Below are 13,585 nucleotides of genomic sequence, written 5' to 3' on the forward strand. Positions count from 1 at the left end.
GCGTTCCGCTGGTTCACAGGAACACTTTGCCTTCTCCCCGGTACGTCGGCACGGTGTCGACGATCGTGTCGCCGGAGACGAGGTGCACCTCGTTGACGTGCTCGCACAGCTCGCCGGCCTTGGCGTGGCGGAAGTAGACGCGCTCGCCGAGGCGCAGGCCGGCCGCGCCGGGGCCGATGAGCGGGGTCTGCACCTCGCCGGCGCCCTCGGTGCCGATCAGCTTGAGGCCCTCCGGCAGCCACGGCTGCGGCTGGCGGGCCGGCGAGGTCTCCCCGGAGGCGATCCAGCCGCCGCCGAGCACGGTCGCGACCTGCTGGTTCGGCCTGCGCACGACCGACATGGCGAAGAACGCCGCCGGTTGGGGGCGCCAGCTGCGGTACGAGTCGAACAGCCACGGCCCGAACAGGCCGGACCCGGCGGCGACCTCGGTGACCGAAGGGTCCTGCGCGGTGGCCTGGACGCTGCCGGTGCCGCCACCGTTGACGAACTCGAGGTCGGCGTGGCGCCGCACCTCGGCGACGACCGCGGCCCGCCGGGCGAGCAGCTCCGGGAACGAGCGCGACTGGATCATGCGGATCAGCGCCCCGCGCACGGGCCGTCCGGGTGGGGCGTCGCCGAGGCCGGCGATCTGCGCCTCGTAGGACATGAGCCCCACCAGCCTGAATCCCGCCCGGCCGGCGATCGCGGCGGCGAGCTCACCGGCCTGGCGGGCGCTGTGGACCGGGGAGCGGCGCACCCCGATGTGCACGCTGCTCATCGGCCGCCAGGAGGCGTCCAGGTCGATGCACACGCGCACGGCGCCGGCCCGCTCGCCGGCCGGGATGACCGAGTCGATCAGGTCGAGCTGGGCGGTGCTGTCGACCATGACCGTGACGGTCGCGGCGAGCTTCTCGTCGGTGGCGAGCCGGTGCAGCGCGGCGCGGTCCGCCGTCGGGTACGCCACCAGGATGTCCCCGGACGTGCCCTGCTCCGCCAGCCAGATGGCCTCCGGCAGCGTGAACGCCATGACGCCCTGCCAGCCGGGCTGGGCGAGCGCCCGGTCCATCAGGGCGCGGACCCGCACCGACTTGCTGGGCATCCGCAGCGGCTTGCCGGCGGCGCGGCCGAGCATCGCGGCGCTGTTGGCGTCGAACGCGTCAAGGTCGACGATCGCGAACGGCGGGTCGAGATCCGCGGTCGCCCGGTCGTAGCGGGCCCGCTGGGCGGCACGTGAGCTGGTCACGACTCACCGTACCGAGTCGGTGATGAATATGAAAGAACCTCGCGTCCGCGCGTCGGCCGACACCGGGGCGACACCTGGGGACCGGTAGCGTGGTTACAGTAGGCGTCCTAGTTGAGGAGGTGCCGCCATCGCGAGCAGCGACCTGTCCGGCTTCGGGGAGCTCAAGGCGGTCCTGCGCATCCGGGCGTTCCGCCGGTTGTGGGCCGTCCTGGGGCTCTCGTCCCTGGGCGACTGGCTCGGCCTCCTCGCCGCGGCGACGTTCGCCGCCTCGCAGGTGTCCAACTCGGCGGCCCAGGGTGCGGCGTTCGGCTCGGTCATCGCCGTGCGCCTCCTGCCCGCGCTGATCCTCGGACCGGTGGCGGGGGTCTTCGCCGACCGGTTCGACCGGCGGCTCACGATGGTCGCCTGCGACCTGGTCCGCTTCCTGTTCTTCGCCTCTATCCCGGCATCCGCGCTGATCCTCGACGACCCCGCGCTGGTGATCGGCTGGACCGCGATCGCCACGTTCATCATCGAGACCACCGCGATGATCTGGACCCCGGCGAAGGAAGCGGCGGTGCCCAACCTGCTGCCCCGCGCCCGGCTCGAGACGGCCAACCAGCTGACCCTCGCCACCACCTATGGCATCACGCCGGTGCTCGCCGGGCTCGTGCTGATCGGCCTGGAGCAGCTCGTCGTCCTCGTGTTCGGGGCCGAGGGCCGCCCGAGGGGCGCCGAGCCGAGCGACGTCGCGCTGTGGTTCAACTCGCTGACGTTCCTGGCCACCGCCGTCACCGTGTTCTTCGGCATCAAGGAGATCAGCGGCCGCCGCACCGCGGCCGTCGAGCACAAGCCGGGGATGCTCAAGGAGTTCGTGCAGGGCTGGGCGTTCGTCCGGCGCACCCCGCTGGTCCGCGGCCTGGTGCTGGGCATCTTCGGCGCCTTCGCCGGCGGCGGCGTGGTCGTCGGCACCGCGAAGTTCTACGCCGTGTCGCTCAGTGCCGGCGACGCCGCCTTCGCCCTGCTCTTCGCCACGCTCTTCCTCGGTCTCGGGGTCGGCATCGCGGCCGGCCCGCGGATCGTCGGCGCGCTGTCCCGGCGCCGTTGGTTCGGCCTGTCGATCATCCTGGCCGCCGGCTCCGTGCTCATCCTGGCCCTCGCCACCCACCTCGCGGTCGCCGTCGGCGGCGCGCTGCTCGTCGGTGTCGGCGCGGGCATGGCGTTCCTGTCCGGCACCACGCTGCTCGGCAGCGAGGTGTCCGACGACATGCGCGGCCGGGCGTTCGCCTTCGTGCAGACCGGCACCCGCGTCGTGCTCATGCTCACCATCTCGCTGTCCAGCGTCATCGTCGGCGCCGGCGGGTCGCGCCACCTCAGCCTCGGCTTCACGTCCGTGGAGATCTCCAGCACCCGGCCGCTGCTCGCCGTCGCCGGCGTCCTGGGCGTCATGGCCGGCATCGTGGCGCTGCGCCAGATGGACGACAAGAAGGGCGTGCCGCTCCTGGCCGACGTCCTCGGCTCGGTCCGCGGCCGCCCGCTCAGCCCCGACGAGCCGAAGGCCGCCAGCGGGCTCTTCATCGTCTTCGAGGGCGGCGAGGGCGCCGGCAAGTCCACCCAGGTCAAGCACCTCGCCGAGGCGCTGCGGAAGCTCGGCCGCGACGTCGTCGTCACCCGCGAGCCGGGCGCCACCGCGCTCGGCGCCCGGATCCGCAGCCTCGTGCTCGACCCGCCGGAGGTCACCGGCGAGGTCGTCACGCCCCGCGCGGAGGCCCTGCTCTACGCCGCCGACCGCGCCCACCACGTCGCCTCCGTCGTGCGCCCCGCGCTCACCCGCGGCGCCGTCGTCGTCAGCGACCGCTACGTCGACTCGTCCCTGGCCTACCAGGGGGCCGGCCGCACCCTCCCGGTCGACGAGGTCTCCTGGCTGTCGAAGTGGGCGACCGGCGGCCTCAAGCCCGACCTGGTGGTCCTGCTCGACCTGGAGCCCTCGATCGGCCTCGCCAGGGCCGGCCGCCGCGGCGAGGCCGACCGGCTGGAGAGCGAGTCGCTCGCCTTCCACGAGCGGGTCCGCTACGCGTTCCTCGACCTGGCCGCCGCCGACCCGAGCCGCTACCTGGTCCTCGACGCCTCCATGCCACCCGAGGCCCTGGCCGCCGGCGTCCTGCAGCGGGTCCGGCACCTGATGCCCGCCGAGGAGGAGTTCGACCTGGAGGAGGCCATCGAGGAAGCCCTCGAGGACGCCGCCGACACCGTCACCATGCTCACCGGCGACGAGCTGACCGGCCTCCCGCCCGTGGACCTGGACAAGGACGCCCCCGGCGGAGGCCGGGAGACCCGGGTATGACCCCCGACGCCGCCCCGCCCCGCCCGTTGCCCGCCGGCCTCCGGGCCGGCGCCGGCGCCCGGGGCGACGTCCTCCCGAGCACCGATCAGCTGTGCCCTCCATCGGGCGCCTGCCTCCCGTCCGCCGCCGCGCTGAAGGCTGTCATGCCCGGCGCCACCGTGTCCGACGTCGACGCGCTGCACGCGGGCACGGACGGCGGTGTGCCGAGCGCGGGCGTGGAGGCCGACAGGTTTCCGGACGGCGGTGTGCCCACGACCGCTGGGCGGAGCGGCCGTGCGTCGTGCGTCGATGTGCCGCGCCGATCGGCCTGGCCGGGATTTCGTGAGAGGACGGTCGGCGCGGGTTTGAGCCCTGCCACCATGCACCGTCCGCTGGATGTCGGCGCGGGCACCTCTGCGGGGGTGGGTGCTGTCCGCGACCCTCTGCTGAGTGGTGCTCGTCCGGGCGGTGGTGTTGCAGGCGGCCGACTGGCGAGTGACGCTCGTCGGGTGGCGGGCGATCGGCTGCGGGGTGGTCGCCTGCGCCCAACCTGTTGCCGGCCGTTTGGCCATCGCGCGCGGGGTGGTGGGTCGGCTGGAGATCGCTCCGGCGGTCGGGGGGAGGCGTGGGCATGAGGTCTGAGGTCGGCACGGTTCCGCCGATCTTCGCGGAGCTGGTCGGGCAGGAGGACGCGGTCGCGACCCTGAGCAGGGCGGTCGCGGCCGCGGGGGTGATCGTCCAAGGGGGCGTGCCCGAGGCGGGCATGACGCATGCGTGGCTGTTCACCGGGCCGCCCGGGTCGGGCAGGTCGGTGGCGGCGCGCATCTTCGCCGCGGCGTTGCAGTGTCCTGATGGTGGTTGCGGCGTGTGTACGGCATGCCACACGACCCTCGGTGGCACGCACGCCGACGTGCGGTTCGTGGTGCCGGAGGGGCTGTCGATCGCGGTCGGGGAGATGCGGGCGCTCGTGTTGCGGGCGGCCAGCTCGCCGACGCAGGGGCGCTGGCAGGTGCTGCTGGTCGAGGACGCGGACCGGCTGACCGAGGCGGCGGGCAACGCGTTGCTCAAGGCGATCGAGGAGCCGCCGCCGCGGACCGTGTTCCTGCTGTGCACGCCCAGCACCCATCCCGACGACATCTCGGTCACCATCCGGTCCAGGTGCAGGGTCGTGCCGCTGCGGCAGCCGCCGGCCGACGCGATCGCGGGGCTGCTGCGGCGGCGGGACGGGCTGGACGAGCAGACCGCGGCGTGGGCGGCGGCCGCGGCGCAGGGGCACGTGGGGCGGGCGCGCCGGCTGGCCCGGGACCCGCAGGCCCGCGCCCGGCGCGAGGCGGTGCTCGCCGTGCCGCGGCGGCTGACGGGCATCGGGGCGGCGTTCGACGCGGCCGCGGCACTGATCGAGGCCGCCGAGGCGGAGGCGGCAGCGTCGGTACTGGAAACCGACGCGGCCGAGCGGGCGGCGCTGGAGACCGCGCTCGGCGCCGGCGGCACGGGCAAGGGCGCCGCCGGGGCGGCCCGCGGGTCGGCCGGGCAGCTCAAGGACCTCGAACGGCGGCAGAAGTCCCGCGCCACCCGGACCCAGCGCGACGCGCTCGACCGGGCGCTGGTGGATCTCGCCGGGTTCTACCGGGACGTGCTGGTGCACACGTTCGGCGCGGGGGTCGAGCCCGTGCACGGCGACACCGACGAGCTCGCCGGGGCCGCCGCGCAGAAGTGGGCGCCGGAGAGCACGCTGCGCCGGCTGGAGTCGGTGCTGGAGTGTCGCGTCGCCATCGAGGCCAACGTCAAGCCCCGCATCGCCGTCGAGGCGATGATGCTCGCGCTGTGGCGGGGCTGACGCGCGAGGTTATCCACAGGCCTGAGTTCGGGGTTTCGTGTCACTCGCTGGTGCCGTACGGTCACTCCGGGGAGGGGCCGACATGCGCGAGATCGACGAGTCGTGGATCGAGGAGGCGGTGGAGCGTTACCGCCGCATCGAAGCGCTGCTCGCCGAGTTCGACAAGGCGGTCACGACCGTCGAGGTGAGCGTGCGCTCGCCCGACGGCCTGGTCGAGGTGGTGGTCACCGCCGACGGCACGATCCGCGACGTGCGGATCGACCACCTGCGGGGGCAGACGGGCGCCGAGGTGTCCCGCTCGGTCCGCGCGGCCGTCACCGCCGCCACCGACGCCGCCGCCTGGGCGAGGAAGAAGCTGCACGCCGAGACGTTCGGCGACTACCGCTCCCTGGCCTGACCAGCACACCGTCGACCCAGCGGGGGGACTGCATGCGACTCGACGACCTGGCCAACCGGCTCGACGCCACCGGCGACGAGCTGGCCGCCACCAGCACCACGACGGCGCTCATCGACCCCGGCTCCGGCCCGCTCGGCGGCGATGCCCCCGGTGGCCCCGGCGAGCTCGGCCGCGCCCTGCACCGCACGCTGACCACGGCCCTGACCGCCCGCGGCCGGGAGGCCTCGACCCACGGCGCCCGCCTCGCCGAGACGGCCGAAGCGCTCCGCCAGGCCGCCCGGTCCTACCGCGCCGCCGACCACGACGCCCGCCACCAGCACCGGGACACCTGATGCTCCGGGCCGCCGCACCTCCGACCCGTCCAGGCACCCGGGCCGCGGGCCGGCCGGCCTCACCGACCACCCCGACGGCCCACCGCGCCACGGGCACGGTGGCGCTGGACGGCCCCGCCAGCGACACCGGGACACCCAGCGCTCAGGGTCGACGCATCTCTTGCCCGTCCGGGGATCGGTCGGCCGCGTGCTCGAGGGCTCGCCGTGCCGTGGGTGCGGTGGCGCCGGACGGCCCCGCCATCAGCACCGGGACATCCCATGCTCTGGAGCGCCGCCCGCCCGACCCGTCCGGAGACCAGCCGGGCCGCCGCACCCCGTGCCCGTCCGGGGATCGGTCGGCCGCGCGATCGAGGGCTCGCCGTGCCGCGGGCGTGGTGGTGCTGGACGGTCCCGCCACCAGCATCGGAACGCCTCATGTTCCGGGGCGACGCGCCCACCCACGACCGCTGAACGTCGTGGGCGGGGCCAGCCGCGTGCCGCCCCAAGGCATCCGTTCTGCGGGACGGGTGGGGAGGCGATGATGGACGCGCTTGAGCGGTTGGCGGGGGTCGGGGGTGACCTGCTGCGCCGGGTCGACAGAGTGCTGATCGCCGGGGGTGCGCCGGCCGGGGACCCGGTCTGGGAGCTGCTGCGGCGGGTCGGGGCGCTGCCCGGGGACGTGCTGGAGTTCGGGCTCAAGGTCAGGGCCGAGCCGCTGCGGGTCGCCGGGGCGCAGCTGCGGGCCGACGCCGACCGGTTCGCGCGGCGGCAGGGCAAGCTCACCGTGGACCTGGCCGGGGTGTGGGAGGGGACGGGAGCCGAGGCGTTCGCGGTGCGGTGGGGGGCGCTCGCCTCGTACATCGGCGACGGCGGCGACCCGGGCACCATCACCGGCAGGCTGCGCGCCACGGCCACTTACGCCGAGGCGCTCGCCGACTGGTGCGACGCGCTGCGGGGCGAGCTCGCCGAGGCGGTCGCCCGGGTCGTGAGCTCCGCGGAGGCCGTCACGCTGCGGCAGGCCGATCCGGCTGCACTGAGGGAGGAGCCACCGGCGGCGGACGTGCTGGAGGCGGCGGCGAGGATCGCGGTGCGGGTGCTGCAACCGGCGGCGGACGCGTTCGCCGAAGCGCGCGAGCTGATGGCGCGCCGGGCGCCCGACCTGGAAGAGCTGCGCTACAGCGAGCCCGGGGCCGGGCCCGCCGGGGGTGCGGCACCGACCACCAGGGTCGCGTTGTAGGGGCATTACGATCGCCGCATGCCAACCGCGGTCGAGCAGCTTTCCGGATACGGCGACGACGGCTTCGAGGGCGACCTGGTCCGCTGGTTCCCGGACCGGCCGCCGGTCGAGGTACCGGCGGACACCCGGCCGGTGGACCCGTTCCTGGCGCGGCTCCCGCGGGAGGCGGCCGTGGCGCTCGCGGCGTTCGACCGGCGGGTGCGGTCCGGGACGCTGCCGTGGGTCGTCGACGTGTCCGGGTATTCGTACGGGTTCGACTTCGCCGGGAACGAGTGCGAGATCCTCGACTCGGACTACGCGACCCGGCTCACCGACGACGACGTGTGGTCGATCGCGTCGGACGGCGGCGGCAACCTGTACGTGATGCTGACCAACGGCAGGATCGCCGTCTGGTTCCACGAGGAGCAGGTCATCGAGGGGCACACCCAGTTCGACAACCTCGACGTGTTCCTGTATTCGATCGTGCGGTACCAGGCGGCCCGCAGCGGCGTGCTGGACCGGGCCGCCGTCGCCGAGGAGTTCCGCGCGCTCGGGCAGCCCGGTGCGCTCGCGCCCGAGGTGGGGCTGCTGGCGTACCTCGGCGGCTAGGACAGCTTCATCGGGCGCTCCATGAGGCCGGCCAGGACGGCTCGATCGAGGGCTCCATGAGACCGGCCAGGACGGCTCGATCGAGGGCTCCATGAAGGCCGGCTAGGACAGCTCGATCGGGGGCTCCATCAGGCGCAGGGCCATCGGCTTGCGCGGGGCGAACCAGGAGCCGGTCGGCTGCGCGTTCCAGCGGCGGGCGGTGCGGTCCACCCCGATGGGGTAGATCGTGAGGGTGCCGTCGGCGCCGAACCGCATCCGGAGGAAGCCCTTGTAGCCGGTGATGCCCTGGCCGGCGAACAGCTCGTTGACGTTCACGCCGAACTTCGAGGCGATCAGCAGGTACAGCGCGAAGAGCTCGCCGGCCGCGACGCACGACAGCGGGAAGTACAGCACGATCGCGATGAGCAGCGGCAGCGGCCACGGCTGGTCGACGAACGGCAGGTTGAGCCACGCCCACGTGCCGAGCACGGCGATGCCGACGAACGCGGCGCCGTGCCCCAGGCCGAGAATCCAGTGCCGGGGTCTGCGTTTCCCGGCGACGCCCGGCATCGCGAGGAAGAAGCCGCTGAGCACGTCGACCATCACCATCAGGAACGCGGGGATGGTGACGAGCCGCTGCTCGGTGCCGGAGATGACGCGGTCGGCAGCGTTGACGAAGGCGAGCATCGTCAGGGTCTGCAGCACGCCGAGCAGGCCGAGGAACATGGGGTTGCGCCACGGCACGCGCCAGAAGACGCCGAGGGAGAGGGCCCGCGACCGGGCCTTGCTCGGGTACGCCGCCTTGAAGTCGAACCACTGCGAAGGGCTCGCGTTGCGCACCAGCGAGCGCCGGGGCGGCACCTCGATCCGCGGCGGCAGCTCGTGCGTCGGATACAGGTACGCGCCCCCGCCGCCGCAGGTGATCAGCTGGCGGTCGGTGCCCTCGTACCGGGCGTAGTGATGCAGATCACCGGAGAGCATCAGCTTCACGTCGGCGCCGGTCGGGGCGATGACGGTCCGCACGAAGTAGTCGAGGCTGTCGTACGCCTTGCGGTCCTCCTGCGCCTCCACCCAGCTCGGCGCCGGTGGGCAGATGATCACCTTGTCACCGGGGCCGAGGCGGGCCGCGACGCGGTTGAAGTACCGCAGCTGTGGGTCGTCGATGTACGCGCCGGCCTGCACGTCCGTGCCGAGGATCCACCATCGGTTGGGCAGCTGGATCGCGAAGTACGACCGCGACTGGCGGGTCTGCCAGCCGCCGATCTTGCCCTCGCCGCCACGGACGAACAGGCGGAGGAACGCGGTCAGGCCGTCGTACCAGTCGTGGTTGCCGGGCACCGCGTACATGCGGGGGCGGGGACCCTCCGCGGGCGGGTCGGGGAACGCGGCGCGGAACGGGCCCTTGAAGCGGTCCTCGTACTGCTGCCCGCTCGCCGTCGGGTAGACCTGGTCGCCGCCGAGGACGAGCACCTCACCGCGGGGCAGCTCGTGCCCCTCGACCGTCAGCGACTGCTGCGCCAGCAGGTAGGCCACGGAGTAGGTGGCGTTGAACCCGTCGCCGGTGTCGGCGCAGTAGTCCACCCACAGCTCCCCGTCGGGGATGTCGTCGGCGTCCTCGGCGCTCAGGAAGCCGGTGTACCCGGGCGCCTCCCGCATGATCCGGTCCGGCATCGAGTCCTGCAGCTCGCGCTTGTCCAGGTACGCCCCGAACAGGTCGGCCAGCACCACCCGCACCGCGGTGCCGCTGAGCAGCACCGGGCTCAGCCACGGCACGGCCCGCCGCGGGGTGAACCCCATCTGGTCGGGGTCCAGCGCGTCGGGCCGGTCGCCGACCCGCGCGACCGGCGGCCCGGTCTCGGGCATCGGCAGGATGGGGTCGCCGGGCTGTGCCGTGAGCTCGCCGGGGGCGGCCGGCAGATCGTCAGGGATCACGCGCCGGACGTTACTCGGATAACCCCTCGCGCGCGCCCCCTGGGCGTGCCGTACACTTGGTCATCGTTGCCGCCTTAGCTCAGTCGGCAGAGCGATTCACTCGTAATGAATAGGTCAACGGTTCGATTCCGTTAGGCGGCTCTGGCAACGTCGAAGCGCCCCCCACCTGTAGGTGGGGGGCGCTTTGCATGCCGCCGTAGAACCGGAAGCGGACGCGCTCAGGCGACCAGGGAGATCTCGGGCTCGCGGGGGTGGAACCCGAAGCGGTGCAGGCCGCGCTCGACCCGGCTCGGGCCGATGATCCGGTTCTGCCCGACGTGCGCCGCCGCGGTGGGAACATCCTTGGACAGGTCCACGTGCTGCGAGTGGAGCATCGACCGCCGGTGCGCCTTGAGCTCGTCGATCGCCGCCTGACGCGCCGCGACGCGCAGCAGGCTCTGGTAGAGCCGGTCCGCTTCGTGCACGAGCATGTTCACGTCTTCGAACTCGTCGCGGTCGCGCTGGGCCAGGATCTGCGAGGTCAGGGTGTTCAACTGGCGTGCGTGGTGGATGACGTCCATGTTGAGGTCCAACGGGCCCGACTGGGTGAGCAGCTCCAGCTGGACCTCGTTGAGGTCGAACTCCATTGCGGCCATGATCGGCTCCTCCTCCGGTTCTGTCGGTTCGGGTCAGTTCGAGCGGCGGCGGATCAACAGGAAGGCGAGGGGCACCGCCGTGGCGACCGCGACTGCGCCCGCGACCAGTGCCCGGCGCCAGTCGGGTGCGACGACGATGACGGCCGCAATGCCGAGCACGGTGACGCAGGCGACCACGAATTCACCCGCGCCCGTCGATGCTCCCGACTGATGATGGTTGAAGCGGAAGCTCAGGTGCCTCCAGATGGTGAGTGCGAAGGAGGTGCGGACCGTCTCGCCCATGTACCTGACGACCGCATCGGGGCTGGGCGTCTCGGCGGCGAGGTCGAGCTTCGGCGCCCCGGTAACCTCGTAGTGGCGCGATTGCAGAACGTAACTGTCTGTGGACGGCTCCCCGTCGCGGTCCTCGGACTCGGTCAAGTCCAGATGCTGCTGTTCAGACACTCGCTTTCTCCGCATGCGCTCCGTCCTCGTACCCCTGAATAGGAACCGACGGATGTTACGGTAAGTGATGAAGGCGAGTATGCGCCAGACCTTAATGCAGCAAAGTTGAGCGCTTGAGTCATCAGTTTGATGTACGTAAGGTGCATCTTTATGTGACTTGCTTACCGCGGAAGCGTTCGGAAGCGAACAGTTTCGCCGAGATCTTGGGCCTGACCTCTAGCGATCCGCGCTCACGCGTGCCATGATCCGCGTGTTGCAGCACTGATGCAGCAGTTAATCGTATCCAGAGGCATACTTTGGGTATACCATGACTGCATCGGCTGTTGCCGGTTACCGAACGTAGTGGCAGGGGCGACGCTCACCAGGAGGAGCGAAGTTATGAGCAGAACCGACACGCTTGACCATCGGGCCGCCGTCAATGACGACGTCGACATACCGGGGCCGGGTGACCCGGTGGGCGCCGGCGGTGGCAATGGGCTCACGCGAGTGACGGTGAACCTCAACCAGCAGGCCATGAAGGCGCTGGAGCAGATCAGCTCCACTGAGCGGTACAGCAAGACCGACACGATCAACCGGGCGCTGCAGATCTACGCCATCGTGCAGGAGATCATGGACCGCAATGAAGGAGTGCTGCGGGTCCAGCATGCCAATGGCGAGATCGAGCGCATTCACATCATCTGATCCGGGATGCCAGAAGGAAGGCCCGAGGTGTGCTCCTCGGGCCTTCCTGCCCTGGATTCCAGGAGAAACCCGATAGGCATGACGCAACGTATTCAGTTCGTTGCCTTCAGTCAATAGATACTCGCCGGTACGTTGCGGCATTGCTTGCGAAACGCGCAGCCCCCCACCGCCGTGGGGGGCTTTTCCATGCCCTGAAGCCTCTTGAAAGCCGCTCGGGTGGCGTGCAACACTCCTCAACAGTAGATGGTCGATCGTATACGGTCGACGCTGAGCAGGGGAGATGCCTGACATGGCAGACGCGTTCGACAGGCCGCTCGGTGGGTTCCAGACCAAGGCGGACCTCGTGTACGAGCGGCTGCGCGACGCGATCCTCAGCGGTGAGCTGCGCCCCGGCGAGCGGGTCAACATCGACGCGCTCTCGCGGCAGTTCGGCATCAGCAAGATCCCGCTGCGGGAGGCGATCCAGCGGCTCACCGGCCAGGGGCTCGTGGTGCAGCCCAACCCGCACGCCGGCGCGCACGTGGCGCCCCTGTCGCTGCGCGAGATGCGCGGCGTCTACCTGGCCCGTGGCGCGCTCGAAGGGCTCAGCGCCCGGGTCGCCGCCGCGGTCATCACCGACGCCGAGCTGGAGGAGCTGGAGGAGCTGCACGCGCAGATGCAGTTCCAGCACCAGCGGGGCAAGCTCACCCCGATGTCGGGGCTCAACCGGCAGTTCCACACCGGCATCGCGACCGCCACCCGCTACGCGACGCTCCGCGAGCTGACCGACCTGGCCCTGCTGCGGGTGCAGCACTACCGCGTCGGCGTCCGCGTCGAGCCGGCCTGGGGGCAGGTCATCACCGAGCACGAGGCGATCCTCGGCGCGCTGCGGCGGCGGGACCCCGACGGCGCCGAGCGGGCCGCGCGCGACCACGTCGAGTGGCAGCTGGGCGTGGAGCTCGCCGCCCAGCTCGACCCGGAGCTGATCGACCTGGATGACGACCACCCGAGCGTGATGACATGAAGGACCGGACGTTCGGGTTCCTGCTGACCCTCCCCGCGCTGGCGTTGCTGAGCGCCGTGGTGCTGTACCCGCTGGTCGGTTCGCTGACCACGAGCCTGTTCGACCAGAGCCTGGTGCTGCCGGGGCGCTCGTTCGCCGGCCTGGCCAACTTCACCGACGTGCTCGGCCGGCAGTTCTGGCCGACGCTGCGCAACACGCTCGTCTTCACCGCCGGCGCGACCGTGGCGCCGGTCGTCATCGGCATGGCCCTCGCCCTGGCGCTCAACACGCGACTCAAAGGCCGGGCGGTGCTGCGCGGGCTGTTCCTGCTGCCGTGGGTGATCCCCGGCGTCGTCGTGTCGTTCGTCTGGCTCTGGATCTTCAACGCCAACTACGGCCTGCTCAACGGGCTCCTCACGAGCATGCACCTGATCGACGAGCCGATCGTCTGGCTCGGCAGCCCCGGCACCGCGATGGCCGCCGTCATCGTGGCGAAGACCTGGGCGAGCTTCCCGTGGATCATGGTGATGCTGCTCGCCGGGCTGCAGACCGTGCCCGAGGCGCTGTACGAGGCCGCCGCGCTCGACGGCGCCGGGAGCGTCAACCGGTTCTGGCGCGTGACGCTGCCACACCTGCGCGGGGTCCTCGGCATCGTCGTGCTGCTGGAGGTCATCTGGAACCTGCAGCACTTCGACATGATCTACGTGCTGACGCACGGCGGCCCGGCCGGCTCCACGACGACGTTCGCGGTCGCGGTCTACGACACCGCGTTCAAGGCCTTCGACCTCGGCCAGGCGAGCGCGCTCGGCGCCCTGTGGCTGGTGCTCATCCTCGGCCTGACGATCGTCTACGTCCGGTTCTCCGAGCGGGGTGAGCGGGCGTGAGAAAGGCAGCGGTGACCGTCGCGCTCGTCGGCATCTTCGCCTTCGGGCCGGTCTACTGGGTGCTCGTCACGGCGCTGACCCCGACGCACGAGGTGTTCCGGTTCCCGCCGCGGCTCTTCCCGGAGCACCTCACGTTCGAGCACTTCACCGCGAT

Annotated in this window: 13 protein-coding genes and 1 tRNA gene; 10 read left to right on the forward strand and 4 right to left on the reverse strand. The window is 71.9% G+C overall.

Going from position 1 to position 13,585, the window contains the following annotated elements; all coding sequences use genetic code 11:
* Positions 1–13: 13 nt before the first annotated feature.
* A complete protein-coding gene (locus tag ABD332_RS54765) occupies positions 14–1,222 on the reverse strand; it encodes an amino acid deaminase/aldolase (RefSeq protein ID WP_344514167.1) in 1,209 nt (402 codons plus the stop codon).
* Between the two features lie 172 nt (positions 1,223–1,394).
* On the opposite strand from ABD332_RS54765, the gene tmk reads away from it, so the two are divergent.
* The 6 genes from tmk (at position 1,395) to ABD332_RS54795 (ending at position 7,894) form a co-directional block, all read left to right on the forward strand.
* Positions 1,395–3,545: a dTMP kinase gene (gene tmk, locus ABD332_RS54770; RefSeq protein WP_425552457.1), complete on the forward strand. Its 2,151-nt coding sequence runs from the start codon at positions 1,395–1,397 to the stop codon at positions 3,543–3,545.
* Between the two features lie 610 nt (positions 3,546–4,155).
* Positions 4,156–5,361, forward strand: a complete 1,206-nt coding sequence (locus tag ABD332_RS54775) for a DNA polymerase III subunit delta' (protein ID WP_344514171.1) — start codon at positions 4,156–4,158, stop codon at positions 5,359–5,361.
* A gap of 82 nt (positions 5,362–5,443) precedes the next feature.
* Complete coding sequence (locus tag ABD332_RS54780) at positions 5,444–5,758, forward strand: YbaB/EbfC family nucleoid-associated protein (RefSeq protein ID WP_344514173.1); 315 nt, start codon at positions 5,444–5,446, stop codon at positions 5,756–5,758.
* Between the two features lie 32 nt (positions 5,759–5,790).
* Entirely contained in the window at positions 5,791–6,090 is a 300-nt protein-coding gene (locus ABD332_RS54785; protein ID WP_344514175.1) for a hypothetical protein, read from the forward strand.
* A 520-nt stretch (positions 6,091–6,610) separates the two neighbouring features.
* Complete coding sequence (locus ABD332_RS54790) at positions 6,611–7,306, forward strand: hypothetical protein (RefSeq protein WP_344514177.1); 696 nt, start codon at positions 6,611–6,613, stop codon at positions 7,304–7,306.
* An 18-nt stretch (positions 7,307–7,324) separates the two neighbouring features.
* Entirely contained in the window at positions 7,325–7,894 is a 570-nt protein-coding gene (locus ABD332_RS54795) for a hypothetical protein (RefSeq protein WP_344514179.1), read from the forward strand.
* 102 nt (positions 7,895–7,996) lie between these two features.
* On the opposite strand, the gene ABD332_RS54800 is transcribed toward ABD332_RS54795, so the two are convergent.
* Positions 7,997–9,802, reverse strand: coding sequence for a metallophosphoesterase family protein (locus tag ABD332_RS54800; protein ID WP_425552458.1), 1,806 nt, complete (start codon positions 9,800–9,802; stop codon positions 7,997–7,999).
* Positions 9,803–9,873: 71 nt separating this feature from the next.
* Here ABD332_RS54800 and ABD332_RS54805 point away from each other — a divergent pair.
* Positions 9,874–9,946 (forward strand) — tRNA-Thr (locus ABD332_RS54805).
* A 77-nt stretch (positions 9,947–10,023) separates the two neighbouring features.
* Here the strand turns inward: ABD332_RS54805 and ABD332_RS54810 are convergent.
* On the reverse strand, positions 10,024–10,440 hold the full coding sequence (locus ABD332_RS54810; RefSeq protein ID WP_344514183.1) for a hypothetical protein: 417 nt from the start codon (positions 10,438–10,440) through the stop codon (positions 10,024–10,026).
* Positions 10,441–10,473: 33 nt separating this feature from the next.
* Positions 10,474–10,860 (reverse strand): hypothetical protein, encoded by a 387-nt coding sequence (locus tag ABD332_RS54815; RefSeq protein WP_344514185.1) that lies wholly within the window; start codon positions 10,858–10,860, stop codon positions 10,474–10,476.
* Positions 10,861–11,262: 402 nt separating this feature from the next.
* Here ABD332_RS54815 and ABD332_RS54820 point away from each other — a divergent pair, with 402 nt between their 5' ends.
* From ABD332_RS54820 to ABD332_RS54830, 3 genes are all read left to right on the forward strand, one after another.
* On the forward strand, positions 11,263–11,565 hold the full coding sequence (locus ABD332_RS54820; protein WP_344514187.1) for a ribbon-helix-helix domain-containing protein: 303 nt from the start codon (positions 11,263–11,265) through the stop codon (positions 11,563–11,565).
* A gap of 280 nt (positions 11,566–11,845) precedes the next feature.
* Positions 11,846–12,568, forward strand: coding sequence for a GntR family transcriptional regulator (locus ABD332_RS54825; protein ID WP_344514189.1), 723 nt, complete (start codon positions 11,846–11,848; stop codon positions 12,566–12,568).
* Positions 12,565–13,431, forward strand: a complete 867-nt coding sequence (locus ABD332_RS54830; RefSeq protein WP_344514191.1) for a carbohydrate ABC transporter permease — start codon at positions 12,565–12,567, stop codon at positions 13,429–13,431. The genes ABD332_RS54825 and ABD332_RS54830 overlap by 4 nt, the downstream gene beginning before the upstream one ends.
* Positions 13,432–13,585 lie beyond the last annotated feature (154 nt).

The organism is Dactylosporangium maewongense, from assembly GCF_039531485.1.
GTDB classification, from domain to species: Bacteria; Actinomycetota; Actinomycetes; order Mycobacteriales; family Micromonosporaceae; genus Dactylosporangium; species Dactylosporangium maewongense.